The organism is Anaeromyxobacter dehalogenans 2CP-1 (assembly GCF_000022145.1).
GTDB classification, from domain to species: domain Bacteria; phylum Myxococcota; class Myxococcia; order Myxococcales; family Anaeromyxobacteraceae; genus Anaeromyxobacter; species Anaeromyxobacter dehalogenans.
The window spans coordinates 2747735-2772521 of sequence record NC_011891.1 but is presented as its reverse complement, the minus strand read 5'-3'; the positions used below and the strand labels follow the sequence as shown (position 1 = coordinate 2772521).

Annotated in this window: 23 protein-coding genes and 1 tRNA gene; 16 read left to right on the top strand and 8 right to left on the bottom strand. The window is 75.9% G+C overall.

Annotated elements, in window-relative coordinates; genetic code table 11:
• The first annotated feature begins 167 nt into the window (after positions 1–167).
• The 4 genes from gnd (at position 168) to A2CP1_RS12625 (ending at position 5786) form a co-directional block, all read left to right on the top strand.
• A complete protein-coding gene (gene gnd / locus A2CP1_RS12640) occupies positions 168–1154 on the top strand; it encodes a phosphogluconate dehydrogenase (NAD(+)-dependent, decarboxylating) (protein ID WP_012633643.1) in 987 nt (328 codons plus the stop codon).
• Positions 1151–2656, top strand: a complete 1506-nt coding sequence (gene zwf / locus A2CP1_RS12635; RefSeq protein WP_012633642.1) for a glucose-6-phosphate dehydrogenase — start codon at positions 1151–1153, stop codon at positions 2654–2656. The genes gnd and zwf overlap by 4 nt, the downstream gene beginning before the upstream one ends.
• A 5-nt stretch (positions 2657–2661) precedes the next feature.
• Positions 2662–3393: a 6-phosphogluconolactonase gene (gene pgl / locus A2CP1_RS12630; protein WP_012633641.1), complete on the top strand. Its 732-nt coding sequence runs from the start codon at positions 2662–2664 to the stop codon at positions 3391–3393.
• A 119-nt stretch (positions 3394–3512) separates the two neighbouring features.
• Entirely contained in the window at positions 3513–5786 is a 2274-nt protein-coding gene (locus A2CP1_RS12625) for an alpha,alpha-trehalose-phosphate synthase (UDP-forming) (protein ID WP_012633640.1), read from the top strand.
• Positions 5787–5801: 15 nt separating this feature from the next.
• Here the strand turns inward: A2CP1_RS12625 and A2CP1_RS12620 are convergent, their stop codons facing one another.
• On the bottom strand, positions 5802–7610 hold the full coding sequence (locus tag A2CP1_RS12620) for a glycoside hydrolase family 15 protein (protein ID WP_012633639.1): 1809 nt from the start codon (positions 7608–7610) through the stop codon (positions 5802–5804).
• Between the two features lie 134 nt (positions 7611–7744).
• A complete protein-coding gene (locus tag A2CP1_RS12615) occupies positions 7745–9649 on the bottom strand; it encodes a chloride channel protein (RefSeq protein ID WP_012633638.1) in 1905 nt (634 codons plus the stop codon).
• A 220-nt stretch (positions 9650–9869) separates the two neighbouring features.
• Between A2CP1_RS12615 and A2CP1_RS12610 the strand changes: the two genes are divergently transcribed.
• From A2CP1_RS12610 to A2CP1_RS12595, 4 genes are all read left to right on the top strand, one after another.
• Entirely contained in the window at positions 9870–10217 is a 348-nt protein-coding gene (locus A2CP1_RS12610) for a LuxR C-terminal-related transcriptional regulator (RefSeq protein WP_012633637.1), read from the top strand.
• A 179-nt stretch (positions 10218–10396) separates the two neighbouring features.
• The gene (locus tag A2CP1_RS12605) at positions 10397–10885 is read left to right on the top strand and encodes a universal stress protein (protein WP_012633636.1); all 489 of its coding nucleotides are present in this window, start codon (positions 10397–10399) and stop codon (positions 10883–10885) included.
• A 76-nt stretch (positions 10886–10961) separates the two neighbouring features.
• The gene (locus tag A2CP1_RS12600) at positions 10962–11432 is read left to right on the top strand and encodes a universal stress protein (protein ID WP_012633635.1); all 471 of its coding nucleotides are present in this window, start codon (positions 10962–10964) and stop codon (positions 11430–11432) included.
• 25 nt (positions 11433–11457) lie between these two features.
• Positions 11458–11952, top strand: coding sequence for a universal stress protein (locus A2CP1_RS12595; protein WP_012633634.1), 495 nt, complete (start codon positions 11458–11460; stop codon positions 11950–11952).
• Between the two features lie 37 nt (positions 11953–11989).
• On the opposite strand, the gene A2CP1_RS12590 is transcribed toward A2CP1_RS12595, so the two are convergent.
• Together A2CP1_RS12590 and A2CP1_RS12585 are read right to left on the bottom strand one after the other, a co-directional pair.
• Positions 11990–13336: a sigma-54-dependent transcriptional regulator gene (locus A2CP1_RS12590; RefSeq protein ID WP_012633633.1), complete on the bottom strand. Its 1347-nt coding sequence runs from the start codon at positions 13334–13336 to the stop codon at positions 11990–11992.
• Positions 13311–14666: a two-component system sensor histidine kinase NtrB gene (locus A2CP1_RS12585; protein ID WP_012633632.1), complete on the bottom strand. Its 1356-nt coding sequence runs from the start codon at positions 14664–14666 to the stop codon at positions 13311–13313. Before A2CP1_RS12585 ends, A2CP1_RS12590 begins: the two co-directional genes overlap by 26 nt.
• A 182-nt stretch (positions 14667–14848) precedes the next feature.
• On the opposite strand from A2CP1_RS12585, the gene A2CP1_RS12580 reads away from it, so the two are divergent.
• From A2CP1_RS12580 to A2CP1_RS12570, 3 genes are all read left to right on the top strand, one after another.
• On the top strand, positions 14849–15673 hold the full coding sequence (locus tag A2CP1_RS12580; protein ID WP_041450677.1) for a metallophosphoesterase family protein: 825 nt from the start codon (positions 14849–14851) through the stop codon (positions 15671–15673).
• Positions 15670–16308: a hypothetical protein gene (locus tag A2CP1_RS12575; RefSeq protein WP_245529772.1), complete on the top strand. Its 639-nt coding sequence runs from the start codon at positions 15670–15672 to the stop codon at positions 16306–16308. Before A2CP1_RS12580 ends, A2CP1_RS12575 begins: the two co-directional genes overlap by 4 nt.
• A gap of 120 nt (positions 16309–16428) precedes the next feature.
• The gene (locus A2CP1_RS12570; protein ID WP_041450509.1) at positions 16429–18192 is read left to right on the top strand and encodes a hypothetical protein; all 1764 of its coding nucleotides are present in this window, start codon (positions 16429–16431) and stop codon (positions 18190–18192) included.
• Positions 18193–18198: 6 nt separating this feature from the next.
• Here A2CP1_RS12570 and pdxH read toward each other — a convergent pair whose 3' ends face one another.
• Positions 18199–18795, bottom strand: coding sequence for a pyridoxamine 5'-phosphate oxidase (pdxH, locus tag A2CP1_RS12565; RefSeq protein WP_041450508.1), 597 nt, complete (start codon positions 18793–18795; stop codon positions 18199–18201).
• 197 nt (positions 18796–18992) lie between these two features.
• Between pdxH and A2CP1_RS12560 the strand changes: the two genes are divergently transcribed.
• The gene (locus A2CP1_RS12560; RefSeq protein WP_012633627.1) at positions 18993–19598 is read left to right on the top strand and encodes a YceI family protein; all 606 of its coding nucleotides are present in this window, start codon (positions 18993–18995) and stop codon (positions 19596–19598) included.
• Positions 19599–19690: 92 nt separating this feature from the next.
• Here A2CP1_RS12560 and A2CP1_RS12555 read toward each other — a convergent pair whose 3' ends face one another.
• Positions 19691–20278 carry an HPF/RaiA family ribosome-associated protein gene (locus A2CP1_RS12555; protein ID WP_012633626.1) on the bottom strand — a complete coding sequence of 196 codons (588 nt, stop codon included), beginning with the start codon at positions 20276–20278 and terminating at the stop codon, positions 19691–19693.
• 217 nt (positions 20279–20495) lie between these two features.
• Between A2CP1_RS12555 and A2CP1_RS12550 the strand changes: the two genes are divergently transcribed.
• Both A2CP1_RS12550 and A2CP1_RS12545 read left to right on the top strand, forming a co-directional pair.
• Positions 20496–20978, top strand: a complete 483-nt coding sequence (locus tag A2CP1_RS12550) for an adenosine-specific kinase (protein WP_012633625.1) — start codon at positions 20496–20498, stop codon at positions 20976–20978.
• Positions 20979–21154: 176 nt separating this feature from the next.
• Positions 21155–22045: a class I SAM-dependent methyltransferase gene (locus A2CP1_RS12545; protein WP_012633624.1), complete on the top strand. Its 891-nt coding sequence runs from the start codon at positions 21155–21157 to the stop codon at positions 22043–22045.
• On the opposite strand, the gene A2CP1_RS12540 is transcribed toward A2CP1_RS12545, so the two are convergent.
• Both A2CP1_RS12540 and A2CP1_RS12535 read right to left on the bottom strand, forming a co-directional pair.
• Positions 22042–23631 carry a methyl-accepting chemotaxis protein gene (locus A2CP1_RS12540; RefSeq protein ID WP_012633623.1) on the bottom strand — a complete coding sequence of 530 codons (1590 nt, stop codon included), beginning with the start codon at positions 23629–23631 and terminating at the stop codon, positions 22042–22044. The genes A2CP1_RS12545 and A2CP1_RS12540 overlap by 4 nt on opposite strands.
• Positions 23632–23895: 264 nt before the next feature.
• Positions 23896–24090, bottom strand: coding sequence for a hypothetical protein (locus A2CP1_RS12535; RefSeq protein ID WP_012633622.1), 195 nt, complete (start codon positions 24088–24090; stop codon positions 23896–23898).
• Positions 24091–24257: 167 nt separating this feature from the next.
• Between A2CP1_RS12535 and A2CP1_RS12530 the strand changes: the two genes are divergently transcribed.
• Both A2CP1_RS12530 and A2CP1_RS12525 read left to right on the top strand, forming a co-directional pair.
• The gene (locus A2CP1_RS12530) at positions 24258–24536 is read left to right on the top strand and encodes a YciI-like protein (protein ID WP_012633621.1); all 279 of its coding nucleotides are present in this window, start codon (positions 24258–24260) and stop codon (positions 24534–24536) included.
• A gap of 106 nt (positions 24537–24642) precedes the next feature.
• Positions 24643–24716, top strand: a tRNA-Arg gene (locus A2CP1_RS12525).
• Positions 24717–24787 lie beyond the last annotated feature (71 nt).

Sequence of the window (24787 nt, the reverse complement as noted above, 5' to 3'; positions counted from 1 at the left end):
ATGTGCGGCCATGTCGACGCGCGCCGGAGGCCACACGGTGGGTGACGGCGCCGGCGCCGCGCACGCGCGTCGCGCCCCTCCGCGCGACCCCACGGGTGCCGGAATCCGTCCGGGCGGGCGGCGTTCCGTCCGCTTAACCTTGCCCCACGTCAACCACGGGAGGCGCGATGGACATCGGGATGGTGGGGCTGGGGCGGATGGGCGGCCGGATGGCCCGCAGGCTGCTCCGCGGAGGCCACCGGGTGGTCGGCTTCGATCCGGATGCGCGCGCGGTCGAGGACCTGGCCGCCGACGGCGGCGCCGGGGCGGCCTCGCTGGACGCCCTGGTGGCGGCGCTCGCCCCCCCGCGGGCGGTCTGGCTGATGGTGCCGGCCGGCGGGCCCACCGAGCAGGCGATCGCGTCGCTGGCGGAGCGGCTCGGGCCGGGCGACGTGGTGGTGGACGGGGGAAACTCCTGGTTCAAGGACGACGTGCGCCGGGCCGAGCTGCTCCGGGCCCGCGGCGTGCGGTTCCTCGACGCCGGGACGAGCGGCGGGGTGGCCGGGCTGGAGCGCGGCTACTGCCTGATGGTGGGGGGCGATCGCGACGCGTTCGACCGGCTCGAGCCGGTGCTCCGGACGCTGGCGCCCGGCAGCGCCGCGGCGCCGCCGACGCCGGGGCGGACCGCCGGCGGGACCGCCGAGGAGGGCTACCTGTACTGCGGCCCGGCCGGCGCCGGCCACTTCGTGAAGATGATCCACAACGGCGTGGAGTACGGGCTGATGCAGGCGTACGCGGAGGGCTTCGACCTGCTGCGCGGCGCCGCCGGCGAGGGCATGCCCGAGGCGATCCGCTACCGGATCGACCTCGCCGAGGTCGCCGAGCTGTGGCGGCGCGGGAGCGTGGTGACCTCCTGGCTGCTGGACCTGTCCGCCGCGGCCCTGGCGCGCGACCCCGGGCTGGAGGCGTTCGAGGGCGCGGTGGCCGACTCGGGCGAGGGGCGCTGGACGATCCAGGCCGCGGTGGAGGAGGGCGTGGCCGCCCCGGCGCTCTCCGCGGCGCTGTTCGCGCGCTTCCGCTCGCGCCGGGCGCACACGTTCGGCGAGAAGCTGCTGAGCGCGATGCGCCGCGGGTTCGGCGGGCACCACGAGGCGGTGAAGGGGGGCTCCCGATGACCGCGCTCCCCGACCGCCCCGGCGACCCCTGCGCGTTCGTGATCTTCGGCGCGATGGGCGATCTCGCCCGGCGCAAGCTCCTCCCGTCGCTCTACAACCTGCGCCTGAACGGCCTCTTGCCGCGCGAGTTCGCCATCGTGGGCGTCTCGCGCCGGGCGCTCGACGACGCGGCCTACCGCGACGCCGTCACCGGCGCGCTCCGCACCTTCGCGACGCGCCCGGTGGACGACGCGGTCTGGTCGGAGTACGCCGAGCGCGTCCACCACGTGCAGGGGGACTTCGAGGACCCGGCCACCTACGAGCGGATCGGGGCCGCGCTCGCGCACGCCGCGCAGAAGCACGGGACCGCGGGCAACGCGCTGTTCTACCTGGCCACGCCGCCGGGCGAGTTCTGCCACATCGTGCGCGGGCTGGGCGCGGCGGGGCTGCTCGGGGAGAGCGCCGGCTGGCGGCGCGTCGTGATCGAGAAGCCGTTCGGCCGCGACCTGGAGTCGGCGGTGGCGCTGAACCGCGAGCTCGCCTCGATCGTGCGCGAGGAGCAGATCTACCGGATCGACCACTACCTCGGGAAGGAGACCGTCCAGAACCTGATGGTGTTCCGGTTCGCGAACGGGATCTTCGAGCCGATCTGGAACCGCCGCTACGTGGACCACGTGCAGGTCACCGTGGCGGAGGAGCTGGGGGTGGAGGGGCGGGGCGACTACTACGAGCAGGCCGGCGCGCTCCGCGACATCGTCCAGAACCACATCCTGCAGCTCCTCACGCTGGTGGCGATGGAGCCGCCCTCGACGCTCGCCGCCGAGGCCGTGCGCAACGAGAAGACGAAGGTGCTCGAGTCGATCCGGCCCATGTCGCCGGAGGACGTGCTGCGGAACACGGTGCGCGGCCAGTACGGCGAGGGCTACCTGGGCGGCCAGAAGGTGCCCGGGTACCGGGCCGAGCCGAGCGTGTCGCCCGCCTCGCAGATCGAGACCTACGCCGCGCTGAAGCTCCAGGTGGAGAACTGGCGCTGGGCCGGGGTGCCGTTCTACGTGCGCGCCGGCAAGCGGCTCGCGCGGCGCGACACGCAGATCTCGATCCAGTTCCGGCGGCCGCCGCTGCTCCTGTTCCAGGAGGCCGGGGTGGAGGGCATCGAGCCGAACCGGCTCGACATCCTCATCCAGCCGGAGGAGGCCATCTGCATCTCGATGAAGGCGAAGCGCCCCGGCCCCTCGATCCAGCTCCAGCCGGTGCGCCTCGACTTCAGCTACGCCGACTTCGGCGGCCTGCCGCCCGCCACCGGCTACGAGCGACTGCTCCACGACGCGATGATCGGCGACGCGACGCTGTTCCACCGCGCCGACATGGTGGAGGCGAGCTGGCGCATCGCCACCCCGGTGCTCGACGTCTGGTCCACGCTGCCCGCGCGCGACTTCCCGAACTACGCCGCGGGGAGCTGGGGGCCCGCGGCGGCGTCCGAGCTGCTCGCGCGCGACGGGCGGCGCTGGGCGGACCGGGAGTGACCCCGGTGGCGCGTCCCCCGGGGCCGGCGCTGGTGCGGGCCGCGGACGCGGCGGCCCTGGCGCGCGTGGCCGCCGAGGAGGTGGCGCGGCGGGCCGAGGAGGCCGTCGCGGCGCGCGGGCGCTTCGCGATCGCGCTCGCCGGAGGAAGCACCCCGCGGGCGCTGTACGCGCTCCTCGCCGATCCCGCCGCGCCCTGGCGCGAGCGGGTGCCGTGGGCCCGCACCGAGATCTGGTTCGGCGACGAGCGCTGCGTCCCGCCCGACCACCCCGACTCGAACTATCGGACCGCGGGCGAGGCGCTGCTGGAGCACGTCCCCGCCGCCGCCGTGCATCGGATCGAGGGCGAGCGACCGCCCGCGGAGGCGGCCGCCGGCTACGAGGCGGCGCTGCGGCGGGCGGCCGATCCCGACGGGAGCCCGCCGCGCCTCGACCTGGTGCTGCTCGGCCTCGGGGCCGACGGCCACACCGCGTCGCTGTTCCCGGGGAGCCCCGCGCTCGACGAGCGCGCGCGCTGGGTGGCGGCGCCCTTCGTGCCCGCCGTCGGCGCCCACCGCATCACCCTCACGCTGCCGGTGCTGGAGCGGGCGCGCGCGATCGCGTTCCTCGTGTCCGGCGCCGAGAAGCGGGCGGCGCTCGGGCGGCTCCTCGCCCCCGGCACGCCCTCGATCCCGGCGGCGCGGGTGCGTCCGCTCGACGGCGCGCTCCTCGTGCTGGCCGACCGCGCGGCGGCAGGGTAGGCGCTCGCCCGGTGGGCCTCCGGGCGGGCATCGGAGGGACCCCACGACCGTGCGTCCTCCTGGCGCAGGGTCCCCCGCAGGCGGTTGGAGGGCCAACCGACCGGACATAGGATGCTCCGATGCGCGCGGTCCTGAAGGTCCTCGTCCCGCTGATGCTCCTCCTGGGCGCCATCGCCTGGGGGGCGTCGGTCCTCGTCGAGCACACGGCCCGGCGCTGGTTCGATCGTGACACCCGCATGCGGGCCGAGCTGGCGGTCTCCGGCGCCCGCGACGGGCTCGAGCGCGCGCTCCGCAAGGGCGAGCGCGCGCGGGTGCGCCGTATCCTGGGCGAGGTGGCGCGCGACGAGCGGGTGCTCGGCGCGGCGGCCTGCGATCCGGAGGGGGCGCTGGTCGCGAGCACGTCCGAGTACCCGGAGCCGTTCGACTGCGGGCGGATCCGGGCGCACGCGGCGGCGGGCGCGGCCGCGCCCGTCACCTCGGCGTTCGAGGCGCCGTACGGGGAGACGCGGGTGCACCTCACCGCGGTGCCGCTGGCGGACGAGGAGGGGCCGCTCGGGTTCGTGGCGCTCGTGCACGACATGAGCTGGGTCGCGACGCGCGAGGAGCAGACGCGCGGCTTCCTGGCGGTCGCGTTCGCGATCGTGGCGCTCGCCGCGGCGGTGGCGACGACGCTCGCGGCGCGCTTCTCGTGGCGCGGGTGGAGCGCGGAGCTGCAGCGGGTGCTCCGGGCCACCTGGCTGATGCCGGGCCCCTCGGCCCCGCCGCGCACCCGGCGCGAGTTCCAGCCGCTCCTGTCCGACGTGCGCGCCCTGGTGTCGGAGCTCGCGTCGGAGCAGTCGGAGGGCAGGGCGGGGCTCTGGTCGCCGGCCCGCCTGCGCGACGCGCTCGCCCGGCACCTCCCCGGCAGCGAGGTGATCGTGGTCGCGAACCGCGAGCCCTACATCCACGAGCGACGCGACGGCGTGCTCCGGGTGCAGCACCCGGCCAGCGGCCTCGTCACCGCGCTCGAGCCCGTGGTCCAAGCCACCGGCGGGACCTGGATCGCGCACGGCAGCGGCGCCGCCGATCGCGAGGTGGTGGACCGGCACGCCCGCGTGCGCGTACCGCCCGACGACCCCGCCTACACGCTGCGGCGCGTGTGGCTGACCGCAGCCGAGGAGGAGGGCTACTACTACGGCTTCTCGAACGAGGGGCTGTGGCCGCTGTGCCACGTGGCGCACACCCGGCCCACCTTCCGCGGCGGGGACTTCGCCGCGTACCGCGACGCGAACCGCAAGTTCGCCGACGCGGTGTGCGAGGAGGCGAACGGCCCGGACCCGGTGGTGCTGGTGCAGGACTACCACTTCGCGCTGCTGCCCCGGATGATCCGCGAGCGGCTGCCGCGCGCGACCATCATCACGTTCTGGCACATCCCCTGGCCCAACTCCGAGCGCTTCGGGATCTGCCCGTGGGGCCCGGAGATCCTGGAGGGCATGCTCGGCTCGAGCATCCTCGGGTTCCACGTCCAGGCGCACTGCAACAACTTCCTCGACTCGGTGGACCGCTACCTCGAGGCGCGGCTCGACCGCGAGCGCCAGAGCGTGGTGCTGGGCGGCCAGGAGACGCTGATCCGCGCGTACCCGATCTCCATCGACTGGCCCACCCGCTGGGCGGCGGACGCGCCGGCGGCGCCCCTCTGCCGCGAGCGCGTGTTCGCGGACCTCGGCCTCGCGCCCGACGCGCTGCTGGGCGTCGGCATCGACCGGCTCGACTACACCAAGGGGATCGAGGAGCGGCTGCTGGCGGTGGAGCGGCTGCTGGAGCGCTTCCCGCAGTTCCGCGGCCGGTTCACGTTCGCTCAGCTCGCCGCCCCCAGCCGCACGCGCATCCCGCGCTACCAGGAGCTGAACCGCAACGTCGAGGAGGTCGCGCGCCGGGTGAACGAGCGGTTCGGCGAGGGCGACTACCGGCCCATCGTGCTGCTCCGCGAGCACCACGAGCCGCCCACCGTGTTCCGCTACTACCGCGCCGCGGACCTCTGCTACGTGTCGTCGCTGCACGACGGCATGAACCTGGTGGCGAAGGAGTTCGTGGCGGCCCGCGACGACGAGGCGGGCGTGCTGGTGCTGTCGCGGTTCACCGGCGCCTCGCGCGAGCTGGGCGAGGCGCTGCTGGTGAACCCGTACGACCTCGAGGAGGCCAGCTCGGCCCTGGCGGCGGCGCTGGCCATGCCGCGCGAGGAGCAGCGGGAGCGGATGCGGGCGCTGCGGACGTTCGTGTCCGAGTTCAACGTGTACCGCTGGGCGGGGCGCATGCTGGTGGACGCGGGGCGGCTGCGCAAGCGGGACCGGGTCTCCGGGCGCATCACCGTGCCGTTCCGGACCGTGCCCGGCGAGGCCGGCGGCCGGCGCTGACGCGGGGCCGCTGCGTCAGTCGCAGTCGTCGCCGCCCTCCGGGCAGCGCCCGGAGCGGTGCGGCGCCGGGCTGCTCAGGCCCAGCGCGGCGTTGACCAGCGCGACGTGCGAGAACGCCTGCGGGAAGTTGCCCACCAGCCGGCGCTGGACCGGGTCCCACTGCTCCGCGAGCAGCCCGACGTCGTTCGCGAGCCCCACCACGCGCTCGAAGTACCGGGCCGCGTCGGCGTGCCGGCCCATCATGCGGAGCGCGTCGGAGAGCCAGAGCGTGCAGGCCAGGAACACCCCCTCGCCGGGCGGCAGGCCGTCCACGCCGGTGCGGCTGTCGTAGCGGTGCACCAGGCCGCCCTCGGTCAGCTCGCGCTCGATCGCCTCGACGGTGCCGCGCACGCGCGGATCGGTCGCCGGCAGGAACCCCACCTGCGGCACGAGGAGCAGGCTCGCGTCGAGCGCCTTCGATCCGAACGCCTGCGTGAACGCGCCGCGCTCCGCGTCGAAGCCGCGGGCGCACACCTCGGCGTGGATGCGCGCCCGCAGCGCCCGCCAGCGCTCGAGCGGACCCTCGAGCCGGCCGGCGCGCGCCGAGCGCAGCGCCCGGTCCACCGCCACCCAGGCCATCACCTTCGAGTGCGTGAAGTCGCGGCGGGGCCCGCGGATCTCCCAGATGCCCTCGTCCGGATCGTTCCAGTGCGACTCGAGCCAGTCGAGCAGCGCGCGCTGCACGGTCCAGCCGTCGGCGCTGAACGGCAGGCCGGACAGGTGCGCCTGGTGCAGGCAGTCCAGCACCTCGCCGAACACGTCGAGCTGGAGCTGCGAGGAGGCGGCGTTGCCGATCCGCACCGGCCGGGCGCCCTCGTAGCCGGGGAGCCACGGCAGCTCGAGCTCGGTGAGCCGCCGCTCGCCGGCGATGCCGTACATGATCTGCAGGTCCTCCGGCTGGCCCGCGACGGCGCGGAGCAGCCAGTCGCGCCAGGCGCGCGCCTCGTCCACGTACCCGGCGCCCATGAGCGCGAGGAGCGTGAAGGTGGCGTCGCGGAGCCAGCAGAACCGGTAGTCCCAGTTGCGCACGCCCCCGGGCGCCTCGGGCAGCGAGGTGGTGGGCGCGGCCACGATCCCGCCGGTGCGCGAGTACGTGAGCGCCTTCAGCACCACCAGCGAGTGCACCAGCAGGGCGTGCCAGCGGCCGCCCGCGGTGCAGCGCCCGGACCAGCGCCGCCACCACGTCTCCGTCTCCTCCAGCGCCGCGCCGGGATCCGGCGGGGTGGGCGCCGGCTCGTGGGACGGGTGCCAGGTGAGCACGAACGGCGCCGCCTCGCCGGCGGAGACCGCGAAGCGGGCGCGGATGGTGCCCTGGTCGGCGCGGAGCGGGACCTCGCCGAGCAGGTGCAGCGTGTCGGGACCGGCGCTCGCCGACAGGTGGCGTCCGCGGCCCCGGATCCAGGGCCGGCGCGCGCCGTAGCCGAAGCGCGGCGAGAGCTCGAGGTCGAGCTCCACCCGCCCGCGCAGCCCCTGGACCAGGCGCACCAGGTCGGGCGCGGCGCCGCGCGGCGGCATGAAGTCCACGATCCGCACCGCGCCGTCCGAGGTGGACAGCTCGGTGTCGAGCACCAGCGTTCCGGGCCGGTAGGCGCGGCGGACGGACCGGAGCTCGCCGGTGGGGCGGAGCGAGAAGCGCCCGTGCTCCGGGGTGCCGAGCAGCGCCGCGAAGCAGGCGTCGGAGTCGAAGCGCGGCCAGCACAGCCAGTCGATCGAGCCGTCGCGCGCCACGAGCGCGGCGCTCTGCGCGTCGCCGACCATCGCGTACTCTTCCAGCCGCTGCGCCACCCGGCACCTCCACGGCGGCGCGGCCCAGCGGCCGCCGTCGCGGCGCCGGTGCGCTCCGCCCTCGCACCCATCCTCATGGATGTGCCCGGCGTCGGACCGGTGCGCGCCGCAAGACGGGGGTAGGCGGACGGGCGCTACGCGCCCGCGCGATGCTGCGCGGGCGGATCGGCGATCGCCGCCAGGAACACCCGCGCGATCTCCGCCTCGCCGACGTAGCCCGTCACCCGGCCGCCCTCGAGCACCGGGAGCTGGCGCAGCCCGCTGTCCACCAGCAGCTCGCCCACGCGCGCGAGGGAGGTCTCGGGCGCGACGGCCGTCCACCGCGCCGCCACGTCGGCGAGGACCGCCCAGCCGAGGTGCGGGTCGGCGGCCGCCGCGCGGATCGCGTCCACGTCGGCGAGGCCCGCCCAGGCGCCGGCGGGGCCGAGCAGCGGCAGCACGCGCTGGCGCGAGGTCTTCCCCGCGGCGGCCAGCCCGTCGGCGAGCCGCGCCGCCGCCTCGGCCGGCCCCGCCTCGGCCGGCACCGCCACGTCCCTGACCGTGATGCGGGTGAGCAGGTCGCGCGCGCGGAGCTCGGGGTGCGCCGGCGACTCGCGCTGGTTGCGCGGCTGCGCCGGGTAGAGCGTCCAGCGCCGCAGCGCCACGTACGCCACGCCGATGGAGAGCATCATCGGGACGAGCAGGTCGTAGCTGCCGGCCAGCTCGGACACCAGCACCAGCGCCGACAGCGGCACGTGCGCGAGCCCGCCGTAGAGCGTGCCCATGCCCACCAGCACGAACGCGGCCGGCTGGAGCGTCGGATCGCCGGTGACCAGCGCCGCCCCGTGGCCGAACGCGGCGCCGAGCAGGCCGCCGATGGTGAGCGCCGGGGCGAAGTCGCCGGCGGAGCCGCCCGAGCCGATGGTGAGCGAGGCCGCCACGACCTTCGCGGCGGCGAGGCCGAGCAGGAGGACCACCAGCGACCAGCCCGGCTGCATGCCCGGGGAGCCGGCGATGGCGGCCTGCACCGCGCCGTAGCCGCCGCCCAGGAGCCCGATGCCGCGGTCCTCGGCGCCGTACAGGTGGCCGACCAGCAGGATGATGGCGGTGGCGAACCCGCCCATGAGCAGCCCGCCCAGCCCCGGCCGCAGCCAGGCGGGCCCGGGCAGCCGGCGGAACCCCCGCGCCACCGTGCGCAGGCTCACCGCGAACGCGACCGCGCCGAGCGAGACGAGCAGCGAGAGCAGCGCGTACAGCGGGAGGTGGCGCGGCACGAACGGGAACGCCGGCAGGCGGCCGAACAGCGTGGCCTCGCCGTAGATCGACGCGACCAGCGAGTACGCCACCACGCTCGCCAGGATGGCCGGGACGAGCGCGTCGGACTCGAAGTCGTCGCGGTACAGCATCTCGACCGCGAGCAGCGCGGCGCCGAGCGGCGTCCGGAACACCGCCGAGATGCCGGCCGCCACCCCGGCCACCATCAGGATGCGCCGCTCGCGCGGGCTGGTCGGCAGCAGCCGTCCGGTGAGCGCGCCGAGCGCGCCGCCGATCTGCATGGTCGGCCCCTCGCGGCCGCCCGCGCCGCCGGTGGCGAGCGTCAGCACCGAGGCGAGCGCCTTCACCGGCGCCACCCGCGCGCGCATGCGCGCACCGTGGAGGTGGTACGCGTCGATGGTCGCGTCGCCGCCGCCGCCCCCGCACTCGGGCGCGAGCTTCGCGGTGACCAGGCCGCTCGCCAGCCCTCCGAGCGCGGGGAGCAGCACCAGCACCCAGGGGCGCAGCGGGCCGGCCGGCTCCCTCCCGAACACCAGCTCGCCCGCGGCGCGCAGCGGCAGGTACCCGGCGAGCCCGCCCAGCAGCAGGCGCTGCCCCAGCTCGAGCGCGGCGAAGAAGCCCGCGCCCACCAGGCCGGCCACGCAGCCCAGCACCGCGGTGTGCAGCAGCGTCCGGCCCAGGAGCCGGAGGTCGAGCGGGCCGCCCAGCGGCGTCATCCACGCCATGCCCGCGCGCAGCGCGCGGGCCGTGAGGGGGCTTCGTTCGTCCGGTCCGGGGTCCGACATGCGTGCCGGGCATTCTATTCGCGGCCGGTCGGGGGGCGAGCCTGCTGCTCAACCCCGCGAACTTTCTTGTCTACGTACCATATGGGGCGTGGCGCCCGGCTGGATGGTGCCTAACGTGGCGTTCACCAGGGCGGCCGCCCGGGGTGGGGTCCAGGGGTGGATCGGGGAACCAGGCGGCGCCGAGACGGCCGGACACGTTCCGGAGAAGGAAGCAGAGCCCATGCCTCACATCGACGTCGAGATCCTCACGCCGTTCACCGCCAAGTACCTGGAGGGCCGCAGCCTGACGCCCGCCGAGCGCGCGGAGGTGCTCCGGCTGGCCCAGGGTTTCGCGTGCAAGGACTCCGCAGCCGCCGCCAACGTCTCCCCCGAGACCATCCGGGCCCGCCGCAAGCGCATCTACCGCAAGCTCGACGTCCCGGGCTCCGGTGAGCTGATCTCCGAGCTGCTGGCGCTCTCGCTCCGCATGCTCGCCGCCGGCGAGCGGATCGAGCCGCGCCCGATCGTCCCCGCGCAGCCGCAGGACGCGGCCGCCACCAGCGCGCCGACGCTCATCGCGGCCCGCTGAGCCGTCGCGGCGGACGGGTGCTCCGGCGCGCGCGTGGGCTGCGCGCGCCGCGGTCACCCGCCTCCGGGTCCCCCCCCACGGACGTGCGCTCCGCCCGGTCGGCGGGCGTACGATCGGATGGGTCCAGCCGGCGCCCGCCGCAGACCGGGGCCGAGCGCCGGGGGATCCGGAGGTGCGCCATGGCCGGCTGGAAGAAGATCTGCTGCGCAGTCGATTTCTCGGAGCCGTCGCGCCGCGCGATGCATGAGGCGGCCGAGCTGGCCCGTCTCATGCGGGCGGAGCTGACGCTGCTGCACGTGTACGTCTCGCCGCCGCCGGCGGCGACGGACATGCTGGTCGCCGCCCGCGACCTCGGGCCGATGATCGCCGAGGAGGTGGCGGGGACGCTCGCCGCCTGGCGCGCGGACGCGGAGCGGCTCGTCGGCGCGCCGGTGTCCACGCACGTCGCCTCCGGGCAGCCGGAGGACGAGATCTCCCGCTTCGCCGCCGCGCACGCGACGGACCTCCTGGTGGTCGCGACCCACGGCCGGAGCGGCCTGCGCCGCCTCGTGCTGGGCTCGGTCGCCGAGGCGGTGGCGCGCCGCGCGCCGTGCCCGGTGCTGGTGGTGCGGGGCGGCGCCGAGGCGGTGCACCAGGACCTCGTCGTCGAGGCCGCGCAGGTCCACTGACCCCGGCGCCCCGCGCGCGTCCGGCGCGGGCGGGACGGCCGGGAAGGGCGCGCAGGCGCGTGCCCGGGGAGGCGCCATGCGGACGTGGCACCGGATCCTCTGCGCCGTCGATCTCAGCGAGGCGTCGCGCGCGACCGTGACGGCGGCCGCGGAGCTGGCCCACCGCACCGGTGCCGAGCTGGCGCTGCTCCACGTGCACGAGCGGCTCCCGCGGGCGGCGGCGCGCGCCGCGGCGCTCGATCCCGCGCGGCTGGAGGCGCAGGCGCAGCGGCTGGGCGCCGACCTGCAGCGCTGGCGCGGCGTCGCGCAGGGCCTGGCGGGCAGACCGGTGCGGGCGCTGCTGGTGAGCGGCGGGGCGGCGGCCGAGGTCCTCCGGGCCGCCGGCGAGGGCGGATACGACCTGGTGGTGATCGGCGCGCACCCGCGGCGGCGCCTCGGGCGCACCGTGGGCGGCGCGGTGGCCGCGCGCGTGGTGCGCGAGGCGCCGTGCCCGGTGCTGGTGGCGCACGGGTCCGCGGAGGTCGTCGAGGCGGCCGCCGCGGTCTGACGGCGCCAGGCGGGGAGGTGGCACGATGGCGGAACGGACGAGGATCTGCTGCGCGGTCGACTTCTCGGAGGCGTCCCGCCTCGCGATGATCGAGGCGACGGACCTCGCGCGCCGGTTCGACGCGGAGCTGGAGCTGGTGCACGTGCACGAGCTGCCGGTGGCCGCCGCGGCCGAGATGCTGGTGCCGCCCCGGGCGCTCTTCGAGCTCGTGGCGGTGGACCTCGAGCGCGACATCGCGGCCTGGCGGGGCGACGCGCAGCGCCGGCTGGGGCGCCCGGTGCGCAGCAAGGTGCTCGCGGGCAGCCCGGCGGTGGAGCTCCTGCAGCACGCGCGGGAGGAGGGCGTGGACCTGCTGGTGGTGGGCACGCACGGGCGGACCGGGCTCAAGCACCTCGTGCTCGGCTCGGTGGCGGAGCGCGTGGTGCGCCAGGCGCCCTGCACCGTGGTGGTGGCGCGGAGCAAGGAGGCGTCCGCGACCGCGCGCGGCGCGACGGATCCGGCGTACGCCGAGGTCCCCTAGGCGACCGCGCGAGGGTCGCGAGCCGGTCCGCCCCCGGCTACGCGAACCCGTACTTCTTCAGCCGGTCGATGAGCGCGCCGCGGCTCACCCCGAGGCGGCGCGCGGTCTCCGACTGGTTGCCGCCGGTCGCGGCCAGCGTCTTCGCGATGATGTTCCGCTCGACGGCGTCGAGGTGCTCGTGGAGCGTGAGCGCGCCCTCCGGCGGCGCCTCCACGCCCGGCTCGCGCGCCGCGGGGGCGGCCCCCGCCTCGAGCGCCTCCGGGCCGAGCTCCCCGCCGTTGCTCAGCGCGACCAGGCGCGCCACCTGGTTCTCGAGCTGGCGCACGTTGCCCGGCCACTCCGCGGCCGCGAGGCGCTCGAGCAGCGGCGGCGAGAGCCGGACGTCGTCCACGCCGAAGCGCGCGCCGAAGCGCCGCGCGAACTCCTTCGCAAGGGCCGGGATGTCCTCGCGGTGCTCGCGGAGCGGCGGGACCACCAGCTCCACCACCGCGAGCCGGTAGTACAGGTCCTCGCGGAACCGCCCCGCGCGCGCCTCCTCGGCGAGATCGCGGTGCGTGGCGGCCACGAGGCGCACGTCCACGCGCTCGACGCGGCCGGCGCCGACCGGCTGGATCTCGCCCTCCTGTAGGGCCCGGAGCAGCTTGGCCTGGAGCGGCAGCGGCAGCTCGCCCACCTCGTCCAGCACCAGCGTCCCGCCGTCGGCCTGGGCGAAGAAGCCCTGCCGCGCCTGCACCGCCCCGGTGAACGCGCCGCGCGCGTGGCCGAACAGCTCCGCCTCGGCCAGCTCTGCGGGGATGGCCGCGCAGTTGAAGCGGACGAGCGGACCGGACGCGCGGCGGCTCTGGGCGTGGAGCAGCGACGCGATCAGCTCCTTGCCGGTGCCGGTCTCGCCGCGCACCAGCACCGTCACGTCCTTCGGCGCGACCCGCGCCACCGCGTCGAGCAGCCGCTGCATGGCCGGCGCGTCGCCCACGATGCTGCGGCCGAGCGCCTTCTCGACGGCGAGGCGCCGGTTCTGCACGCGCAGCGCGCGGGTCTCGAGCGCGCGGTCCAGCACCAGCGTCATCTCGTCGATGTCGAAGGGCTTGGTCACGTACTCGTACGCGCCGGCCTTCATGGCGCGCACCGCCACGCGCTCCGATCCCTGGGCGGTGAGGACCACCACCGGGAGCGACGCGTCGCGCTCGTGGATGGCCTGGAGGAGCTGCAGCCCGTCCATCTCGGGCATGGCGTAGTCCGTGACGACGGCGTCCACGCCCTCCAGGCGCTCCAGCGCCTCGGCGCCGGAGCGCGCGGTGACCGGCTCGTGACCGTTCGAGCGCGCCAGCTCCTTCAGCGCGTAGAGCACGGCGGGCTCGTCATCGACCAGCAGCAGCCGGGACATTCTCGGTGGCCTCCTGGTGCACCCGGGGAAGGGTGCCGGTAGCGGTGGTGCCCGCGTCGGGCGCGCTCGCGTACTCGAGCGCGCCGCCGTGCTGGACGAACGCGCGCCGGGCGAGCAGGACGCCCAGCCCGGTGCCCTGGTCGCGGGTGGTGAAGAACGGGGTGCCCAGGCGCGCGACCACCGCCGGCGGCATGCCGCGGCCGGTGTCCCGGACCGCCACCTCGACGGTGCCGCCGTGATCGGCGACCAGCACCTCGACCCGGTCGCCCCGGCGGCTCGCCTCCACCGCGTTCGCGACCAGGTTCAGCAGCGCCTCCTTGAGGCGGCGCGGGTCGGCCTCGACGCGCGCGTCGCCGCGCCGGTGCAGGCCGACACCGGCGGCCGCGGCGCGCCCCTGCAGCACCGAGAGCACCTCGTCGGCGAGCTCGCCCAGCGAGAGGTCCTCGCGCTGCAGGCACTCGAGCGGCCGCGAGAACGACAGGTAGCCGTCGAGGATCTCGCGCATGCGCTCGACCTCGGACGAGACCACCTTGAGCCGCTCGCACGTGTCGCCGTCGGAGGAGCCGCGGGCGCTGATCTGGACCAGCGCCTTGATGGCGCCGAGCGGGTTCTTCAGCTCGTGCGAGATCTGCGAGCTCATCAGCTCGAGCTCGCGGGCGCGGGTGAGCGCCTGGCTCGCCACCTCGTCGCGGGCCCGCAGCATCCCGCGGACCGAGTCGGCGACCGTCTCCCCGAGGATGACCACGTAGTCGGCGTGGACCGCCACCGTCCCGACGAGCGCCACCAGCGCGACGAGCGCGAACGTGCGCTCCGGGACCGGCGGCCCCATCCAGCCCGGCGCGAGCAGCATGACCAGGCCGGCGGCGGCCAGGGCCCAGAGCGCTCCCGCGGTCTCCCGCCTCCAGCCGCAGCGGACCACCAGCACCGAGACCGTGGGGGGGAGGGCGACGAGCAGCGGGCTGTGCAGGCCCCCGGTCAGCGCGACGGCCGCGAGCGACATGGCGAGCGGCAGGCGGATGTCGGCGGCGGTCACCGCGGCGCAGAAGGGACCGTTCGCGCGGACGCACGCGCGCGCGGCGTGCATCGCCAGCGCGAGCCCCAGGATGCCGAGGAGCGCGAGCACGCGCCAGCGCGGGTAGCCCTGGAACCAGAGCAGCACGACGAAGCTGATCCAGGAGGCGTAGAGGGCCACCACGAGCGCGGGCCGGCTCCGGCGCCACCGCTCGTCCGCCGCGGCCAGGTTCGAGCGGCGCAGGTGCTCCTGCTGCGCATGGGTGCCCATGCCCCGATCCTTCGCAAGATCCGGGCCCTGGGCGATCGGCATCTCCATGGCCCGATTATCTGCGGGTCCGGGCTCGCCGGCCACCCCGCCTGTACGTCGAGCCGACAATCGGGGTGGCTCCTGTCCACGGACCCGACACGGCGGCGACCCCGGGGCGAGCCGATTCGCCTGGGCCGCACGGGTTCGATGCCGCAGCGCGGCGGGGCATGGTCCTTGCCAAGTGGGAGGCCATGTCCCAGCGGCCCCACCTCGCGGCATCCGTCCGCAGCCCGCTCGGCCGGGCCGCTCCGGCCGCGGTCGCGGCGCTCGCGGTGCTGCTCTCGGGCTGCCTCGAGTACAGCCCGTACGCGCTCCCCGGGGAGCAGGGGCTGAACCGGAAGGCGGTGGGATCGCTCCTCGCCACCCCGCCGGCGGAGCCGCTCCGCGTGGCGCTCCTCGGCGACACGCAGCTCGCGTTCGACGAGGCCGAGGACGCGGTCCGGCTCGTCAACGCCATGGACGGCGTTTCGTTCGCGATCCAGCTCGGCGACTTCACCGACATGGGCCTGCTCCGCGAGTACGAGCTGATGCAGGACGTCTTCGAGGGGCTGCGGGTGCCGTGGCTGGTGGTGCTCGGCAACCACGACATGCTCGGCGGCGGCGACGCGATCTACGACCGGCTGTTCGGGGCACGCAACCTGGTGTTCACCTGGGGTCGCACCCGCTTCGTGCTGCTCGACACGAACGGGCGCGAGTACGGGTTCCCGGAGGACGTGCCGGACCTCCGGTGGCTGGACGCGCAGCTCGCGCCGGACGGCGAGCACGACCGCGCGGTGGTCGTCGCGCACGTGCCGCCCTGGCACGAGGACTTCAACGCGGCGCTGCGCCAGCCGTACCTGGACCTGCTCGCCGCGCATGGCGTGACCGACTCGTTCTACGCGCACGTCCACCACTCCGAGCAGCGCGAGGAGTCGGGCGTGCGGCTCTGGACCGCGGACGCGCTCACCGGGCGGTCGATCCTGCTCCTCACGCTTCCGGCCGGGGCTGACCCGGTGGTGGAGCAGGTGTCGTGGTGAGCCCCGGCCGCGTGCCGGCGCTCGCGGCCGCGCTCGCCGCCTGCCTCGCGCTCCCCGCGCCCGCGCGGGCCGAGGCCGAGCACGCGCCGCTCGATCGCGCCTACGAGCGCGACGAGGGCCGTGATCGCCACTGGCTGCTCCCGGATCACCTCACCGCGCAGTTCGCCGGCAACGTGGGGCTCCTCGCGGTGGGCGGCGGGCACGCCTGGCGCGACGACCGCGTGGTCGGGGACCTCCTGTTCGGCTGGGTGCCGGAGTCGGTGGGCGGCACCGACATCTACCAGCTCTCGGCCAAGGTCACCTGGTCCCCCTGGATCTTCCGCCTCGGGCAGGGCTGGAAGGCGCGCCCGTTCACGGTCGGGCTGCAGGTGACGTACCTGCTCGGCGGCGACTACTTCATCGTGCAGCCCAGCCGGTACCCGAGCGGCTACTACCCGGTCCCGACGGCGCTGCACCCCGGCCTGACGCTCGGCACCAGCCTCACCGTGCCGAAGCGCTACCTGGACGCGCCGGTGTCGCTCTACGTCGAGGGCGTGGCGCTCGGGCACATGCTCCGGGTCTGGGCCGCGAACCCGCGGACCATCGGGCCCGCGGACGTCTTCAGCTTCACCGCGGGTGCACGCGTCCAGCTCTAGCGGGCTTGCGGGCGAGCGCCCGCGCGGCGCGCGTGCGCGCGGGCCGTGCGCGGCATCCCTCCGGCGGGGCGGGCTTCCGGGCCGTTGCCGCTCGGGCGAGCGAGCTTCATCTCGTCGGGCATGGTTCGACGCGGGATGCTGCTCGCGCTGGTCGCCTCCGCCGCCGCGGGGTGCAACGACTACAACTTCAGCCCGGTCGGCCACTGCCTGCTGCAGCCCGGCAGCGTGCGGGTGCAGCTCTCCAAGGTCTCGAGCGCGGACGTCCTGTTCGTGGTGGACGACTCCCCATCCATGGACCCGAAGCAGGACGGGCTCGCCGCCAGCTTCAAGGACTTCATCACGCGGATGGTCCAGGCCAACACCGCGCGCGCGGCCCGCGGCCTCGACCCGGTGGACTTCCGCATCGCGGTGACCACCACCTCGGTGTTCTGGGCGGGTCCGAACGGCCGGTCGTGCGTGGCGGGGAGCGGCGGCAACCAGTGCTGCCGGATCTCGGCGTGCACCGACGTCGCGTCGTGCACGCCCGGTGTTGCCGCGGGCTGCGGCACCGGGCAGGTGTGCGTGAGGACCCCGGTGCTCGACGCGGACGGGCTCCGCGTGACCGGCTCCAAGCAGCAGTGCTGCGCCCCCAGCGACTGCACCGCCGCCGGGGCCGGCTGCGCCCCCGGCGACGCCTGCACCACGCTGCAGACCACCTACTCGAACCCGTTCCCGTCGTCGTCGTTCTGCACGCCGGGCTACGCGGTCGCCGGCGCGCCGTACCCCGGAGGCGCGCTCGTCTCCGCGCCGGGCAACCCGCGCATCCTCGACTTCTCGAAGGATCTCGACTGGGCCTCGTGGGGCACCGCCTCCCAGGACGGGCGGCTGACGCAGCTCGTCCAGCAGTTCGCGCAGAACATCAAGGTCGGGAGCTGCGGCTCGGGCCAGGAGCAGGGGCTCGAGGCGGGACGGCTCGCGCTGCAGAAGGCGCTCGCGGGACAGCTCCCCGGCGTCGCGCCGGGCACGTTCCCGCGGCCGGGCGCGAAGCTGGTGGTGGTGTGGGTGGGCGACGAGGACGACTGCTCCAGCCCGTCCGCCACGCCGGTGCCCATGGCGACGTCGACCCCCGGCGCCGACGCCTGCGTCCTCGACAAGCACCAGCCCGCCGGCGCGCAGCGCGAGATCCCGGTCTCCGACTACGCCGCGTTCTTCGCGTCCCTGGTCCGGGCCGACGGCCCCGCCGACCTGGGCGCGGCGTTCATCGTCTCGAGCGTGCGCTGCGCCGACGGCTCCTACGCGGCCGCCGACTCGTGCAGCGGCATCGCCTCGTGCCCGGTGCAGCCGCCGCTCACGTGCCACCCCGCCGCGCCCGCCTGCGGCGGCGCGTTCGCCGCCGGTGAGCGCTTCCTGCAGCTCGGCGACCAGCTCCGCGCGCGGGGCATCGCCGTGGTCGAGGGCACGGTGTGCGACGCGTATCCGCCGAGCACCTTCGGCCCGGTCCTCTCGGCGATCGCGGACCTGGCGCGCCCGCTCGACGGCCTGCGCCTCCCCACGGTGCCCGCGGCGCGAGCGGTGACCAACCTCCGCATCGCCGACGCGTCGGGCACCACCCGCCGGACCTGCGCGTACGGCACCGACTGGTGCTTCGTCCCCTGCGACGATCCGAGCACGACGCCGGCGTGCCTGCCGGCCGGCACGTCGCAGTGCATCGCCATCGACCCGTCGGCGGCCTGCGTGGCGAACCCGGGCGAGACCTACGCGGCGGAGTACCTCGGCACGGTGCCCGCGGGCGGCTGCGCGAACGCCGGAGAGTGCGCGCAGGCGCTGGGCGGCAAGGAGGGCGACTGGGCCTGCCACGTCGAGCCCGGCGCCTCGCGCGGCAGCTGCGCCTGCGCCGGCGGGTAGGGCGCGTCAGGGCTGCAGCGCGCCCACCTCCCAGCCGTCGCCGCGCCGCACGTAGACCGTGCGGTGGTGCAGCCGGCCCGGCCCGGAGCGCCAGAACTCGATCCGCTCGGGCGCCACGAGGTAGCCGCCCCAGAACGGCGGGCGCGGGAGGTCGTCGCCCGGGAAGCGCGCCTCCACGGCGCGGACCGCCGCCTCCAGCTCGGCCCGGTCGCCGAGGGGCGCGCTCTGCCGCGAGGCCCAGGCGCCCAGGCGGCTCTCGCGCGGGCGGGAGCGGAAGTAGGCGTCCGCCTCGGCGTCGGGGAGCGGCGTCACCGCGCCCTCGACCCGCACCTGCTCCTCCAGCGCCGGCCAGTGGAAGCAGAGCGCGGCGCGCGGGTTCGCGGCGAGGTCGCGCGCCTTGCGGCTCTCCCGGTTCGTGAAGAACGCGAAGCCGCGGGCGTCGGCGGACTTCACCAGCACCATCCGCACCGACGGTGCACCGTGCGCGTCCGCGGTGGCGAGCGCGGCGGCGGTCGCGTCGTGCGGCGAGGCGGCCGCGGCGCGGGCGAGCGCGTCGCGGAAGCGGGCGATGGGGTCGGGGGCGGCGCTCGGCGGGAGGGGCATGCCCGCGTTCTTGCCGTTCGAGGCGCGCGATTTCAAGCGGCGCGCGAGCCGGGGCGGCGCCGGGGCATCGTTCCAGCGGCGCAACAGAGAGGTGCGAAACGGCTTGCTGCGCGATGCGAGGAACGATGCCAGATCACGGGGCGTCCGGACGGGCGGCGACGCCCCCGCCCACCAACGACCGAAAGGAATCGCCTCCCATGAAGAAGCTCCTCCCCGCGGCCCTCGCCCTCGCCCTGGCCCCGGCGCTCGCCTTCGCGGCGCCCAGCACCTGGACGCTCGACGCGTCCCACTCGAACGCCGGCTTCGCCGTGAAGCACCTCGTCATCTCCACCGTGCGCGGCACGTTCACCACGCTCTCCGGCAAGCTGGTGCTGGACGAGGCGAACCTGGCGAAGTCCACGGTCGAGGCCACCATCGACGTGAACAGCATCGACACGCAGGTCCCGGATCGCGACACGCACCTCAAGTCGCCCGACTTCTTCGACGTCGCGAAGTACCCGACCATCACGTTCAAGTCCACCAAGGTCTCGAAGGCCGGCAAGGACGGCCTGAAGGTCACCGGCGACCTCACCATGCACGGCGTGACCCGCCCGGTGACGCTCGACGTGACCGCCTCGCCGGAGGTGAAGGGCATGGGCGGCGAGACGCGCCGCGGCTACGCCGCCACCACCAAGGTGGACCGCAAGGACTTCGGGCTGGTGTGGAACAAGATGGTCGAGGCCGGCCCCGCCGTGGGCGACCAGGTCACCATCACGCTCGACCTCGAGGTCGTGAAGGATCAGCCGAAGACGGCGTCGAAGTAGCTCCTCGCTGCACGACCGCCGTCGCCGGGCCGGCTCGCCACGCGCGGGCCGGCCCGGTGCTGTTCACGGGCGGCGACGGCCGTGCCCGCCGCTCAGGGCTGCGTCGGCGCCGCGGGCCCGGGCGCGCGCCGGCGCAGGAGCGCGACCGTGCTCGCCTGCGGCCCCTCCTCGCCGGGCTCCTCCACGAAGCGCACCGGGCTGCCGATCTCCAGGCGGCCGAAGCCTCCGCGCAGCACGCTCCGGGCGTCGAAGTAGATCTCGCGGTCGTCCGGCGTCCGCAGGAAGCCGAAGCCTTCGCCGTGGAAGATCCGCGCGACCACCCCGCGCGGCGGCGACTCGTGCGCCTTCACGCGGCCGTCCATGCGGCGCTGCCGGTCCTCGAGCTGGCGCCGCACGTCGCGGAACGCGGCGTTCACGGCCGTGTACAGGTCGGCGCGGTCGCGGCTCCTGGGCGGCGCGCGGCCCACCACCGCGCGGCCCCCCGGGAACCTCACCTCGATGCGGACCCGGTACTGGGCGCCGGTGTTGCGGTGATGACGGCTGGGCGCCTCCAGCGCGACCGTGCACCCGGTGATGCGCCCGTGGAATCGCTCGAGCCGCCGCACCGCCTCGCGCACGCGCTCGGCCAGCGGCTCCGAGGGCTCCACGTGAATCCACGCCAGCTGCAGCGGAGTCTCCATGATCACCTCCTGCGTGGTCATCCGGATCGTACCCGGGGGTCGCCGCGCCAGGCCGGGCCCTTCGGGGAGCCGACCGCGGCGGCGCGGCGGGCGGCCGGGCGCGCGCTCGCTCCCCCGTCCGCGTGCGCAGGCGGGCGCAACCCAAGTGCGCGCGGCCCGTGGCCGCGGCCTGCGCCGGCGCGTGCGCATGCTGGGGGCGCGCCGGAAGGAGGACGCCATGGAGCTCGCCGCGGTCCGCATCGAGAAGCCGGAGGACGTGAACGTGGTGGTGGGCCAGGCCCACTTCATCAAGACGATCGAGGACCTGCACGAGGCGCTGGCGCAGAGCGCGCCCGCGCTGCGCTTCGGGATCGCGTTCTGCGAGGCGTCCGGGCCGCGGCTGGTGCGGCGGTCCGGGAACGCGCCGGACCTGGTGGACCTCGCGGTCCGCAACGCGCAGGCGATCGGCGCCGGGCACGCGTTCGTGGTGCTGCTGCGGGAAGGCTTCCCGGTGAGCGTCCTGAACGCGCTGAAGGCGGTGCCGGAGGTGTGCGGCGTGTTCTGCGCCACCGCGAACGACGTGGAGGTGCTGGTGGCGCAGACCGCGACCGGGCGCGGCATCGTGGGCGTGGTGGACGGCGGGTCGCCGCTCGGGGTCGAGGCCGAGGCCGACGTGGCCGAGCGGAAGGCGCTGCTGCGGCGGTTCGGCTACAAGCTGTGAGCCGCGGGGCCCTGCCTCGCCGGTGGCGCGCGCAGCGCCATGACGTTCCCGGTGGACGCTGCGCTGGAGGGGAAGACCTGGGCGGGCGCTCCGGTCCCGCGCGCGGCAACCCCGAGCCGGCGTTGCCGGGCGACACTGTGAGTCCAAGTCTTGGATCCTCGCGCGTCGGAGGAGCCATGCCGGATCAGGTCCGTCACCCCGAGGAGATCCACCGCTCCGAGGCAGCGTTCTTCGACGCGCAGGCGGCGACGCTCGAGCGCGCCGCGTGGCGGCTCGACCCGGCCGTGGTGGCGCGGTACCGCCGGCCCGCCCGCTTCTGGTTCAACAAGGAGTACCGGTTCCGGCGGCTCGGCGAGGTGCGCGGGCTGCGCATCCTCGACGTGGGGTGCGGGCTCGGGGACAACGCCATCCTGCTCGCGTCGCACGGGGCGCGCGTCACGGCCGTGGACCTCTCCGCCCGGTCCATCGAGCTGGCGCGGCGGCGGGCCGCGCAGGCCGGCCTGGCAGAGCCGCCCGAGTTCGTGTGCGCGCCCCTGGAGCGCGCCGGCCTGCCCGACGGGGCGTTCGACGTGATCTGGGGTGACGGCGTCCTGCACCACGTGCTGCACGACCTGGACGGCGTGCTGGAGCGCCTCGTCCGGGCGGCCCGGCGGGATGCGCGCTTCCTGTTCTCCGAGCCGGTCGATCGCGTCCCAGGCCTGCGGCGGTTGCGGCTCCTGCTGCCGGTGCCGCCGGACGGCACGCCCGACGAGCGGCCCCTGCGCGAGGCGGAGCTGAGGCGGATCCGGCGCTGGGTGCCGGACCTGCGCGTGCGCCCGTTCTCGTTCGCGGGGCGGCTGAACCGGTTCCTGCTTCCCGGGGGCGCCTACGAGTCGGCGGGCACGCTGCGCCGCGCCGCGGTCGACGGCCTCTGCCTCGCCGACTGGGTCACGCTGGCCGTGCCGGGCCTCGCGCGGCTGGGAGGGATGGCGGTGCTGGAGGGGCACCTGCGGGACGCCGCCGCGGCGCCGCGGCGCGCGCCCGCAGGCGAGGGGCCGCTCCGGGCGGACGCAGGCGCCTCCGGCTAGCGGCTCGTCGCCGCGAGCAGCGGCCGCGCCGGCTGCTGCCGCGGCGGCTCGGCGCGCGCCGCCGGCCGCGCGCCCGTGCCGTCGAGCCGGAACACCGCGACGAGCGCCTGCAGCGCCTCGGCCTGCGTGCTCAGCTCCTCGGCGGTCGAGGCGAGCTCCTCGGAGGCCGAAGCGTTCCGCTGCGCGACGTCGTCCACGCGCCGCATCGCGCCGTTGATCTGGGCGACGCCCGCCGCCTGTTCCTGGCCGGCCGCGGCGACGGCCTGCACCAGCGCGGCGGTGCGCTGGATGGTGGGGACGAGCGCGTTGAGCAGCTCGCCGCTGCGGGCGGCGCTCTCCATCGAGCGCGAGGCGAGGCCACCGATCTCGGCCGAGGCCGTCTGGCTGCGCACGGCGAGCTTCCGGACCTCGGCCGCCACCACCGCGAAGCCGCGCCCCTGCTCGCCGGCGCGCGCCGCCTCGATGGCGGCGTTCAGGGCGAGCAGGTTGGTCTGGTAGGCGATCTCCTCCACGATCCCGATCCGCTCGACGATGGCGCGCATCGCCTCGGCCGCCTCCGCGGCGGCGCGGCCGCAGGCCTCGGCGTCCACCGCGCCGGCGGCCGCGATGCGCTCCGCCTCCCGGCCGTTGCGCGAGTTGGTGTCGATGGACGCGCTCATCTCCTCCAGGCTGGCCGTGGTCTCCTCCACCGAGGCGGACTGCTCGCCGGTGCCCTGCGAGAGCGCCTGCGAGGTGGCGGACACCTGGCCTGCGGCGGACGCGAGCGCGTCGGCGCCGCCGCGGACCTCGCCCAGCACCCCCGCCAGCCGCTCGGTCATGCCGCGCATCGCGTCCTCCAGCGTCGCGATCTCGTCGCGCCCGTGCGGCGCGATCCGCGCGGTGAGGTCGCCGTCGGCGATCCGCGACGCGACGCCCGCCACGCCCGCCAGCGGCTGCACGATGCTGCGCGCGATCACGAATGCCACCCCGGCGGCGAGGAGCAGCGCGAACGCCGTGATGCCGGCGATGCCGAGGCGGGCGACGCGGGTCCGCTCCGCTTCCTGCTCCACCGTCTCGATCATGTAGCGCTTCTCCAGCGCCACCAGGTCCATCCAGCCCTGGCGGTAGGCCTCGAGCCGCGGCATCAGCTCGCGCTGGAAGAGCGCCGCAGCCTCCTCGCGCCGCCCGTCCGCGAACGCCTTCGCGACCTCGTCGCGCGTCGCCTGGTAGGGCCCGCGCAGCTCACCCACGCGGCGGTACAGGTCGCGCTCCTCCGGCGTGGTGAGCGCGCCCTCGAGCCAGGCGATCGCGGCCGAGCACTCGCGCTTGTTCTTCGCGAGGATCGCGCGCAGCCCGTCCATCTGCGCCGGCGTGTAGATCCCGGCGAACAGGAACTGCTGCCAGCTCGCGCGCGTGCTCGACTCGGTGGTCTGCACGCAGACGCCCGCCCGCTCCACCAGCTCGTAGCGCTGGCTCACCAGCCGCTCCAGCGCCCGCGACTGGACCTCCATGCGCGACACGCCCATGGCGCCCACCGCGACCGCCGTGGCGATGAGCCCGGCGAAGGCGGCGGTGAGCCGCGTGGAGATCTTCCAGTTGCGAACCATGGCGGGCGGCTCCGGCGGCGCGCGACGGGAGCCGCGCGTGCTGCGATCGGGGGGCGAAGGTTTCGCGCAGAAGGGGCGAGGAGGGGAGGCGGTATTCCGCCGCGGCGCGCTGATCCCGCCCGCGCCACCCGGGGGCCGGGCCCACCCGCCGCACGGAGCGTGCGGTGCGCGCGCCGACCGCGGCGGCGGTGCGCGCGGACCGCGGCGGCCCTGCGCCAGCGGTCATCGTCCGCGCGCGGCCGCCACCGTCGCCGGCCGGGCGCCTCACCGCTGCCTGGCGCGCTCGCGGCCCTTGCCCGTGTCGTGGCAGGTGCCGTCGCTCCACTGGTGGCCCGGCGGGCACTTCCTGGCGGAAGCCGCGGGCTGCACCGCCTGGACGGAGCGGCGCTGCACCGGGAGGTGCACGGCGCAGCCGGTGCCGAGCGCGACCACGGTGAGCAGGGCGAGGAGGTTCTTCACGGGAGGACTCCACTCAAGGTGCGTGGGAGGGCGGCAGTCTAGCGACCCCTCTCCGCGCACGAAAGGAAGGCGCCATCCGACATCCACGCCCTGCCGGTGCGCTGCCGGTGCACGCCGGCGTCCCGAGGCGTGCCGGGGGAACTGCGGCCGGGTATACGGAGGCCACCATGTACTTCGCGCTCCTCTACGAGACGGTCCCCGACTACGTCCAGCGCCGGGCGGCGTTCCGGTCCGAGCACCTCGCGCTCGCCCAGCAGGCGCGCCAGGAGGGACGGCTGATCCTGGCCGGGGCCTTCGACCCGCCCGACGGCGCGCTCCTCGTGTTCAAGGCTGCGAGCGCGGAGGAGGTCGAGGCGTTCGCGCGCGCGGATCCGTACGTGCGGAACGGCCTGGTCACGTCCTGGCGCGTCCGGCCGTGGACCGTGGTGGTCGGCGGGGAGGGGTAGCGACCCAGCGACGAGCCGCCGTCCTGCCCCCGGGGCTCCCCCGGCGGCCCGGCGTCGTGCTCCCGCTGCCGCCGGGGTTGTGGTAAGCCCAGGCCTTCGCAAGGCCGGCCCCGTAGCTCAGGTGGATAGAGCGGCGGTTTCCTAAACCGTAGGCCGTGGGTTCGAGTCCCGCCGGGGCCACATCTTTACTTCGCGACTCGCCCCTCGATTCCTTGGGGCGGCAGTGCGCGGCCCCCCGCGCCTCCTCCACG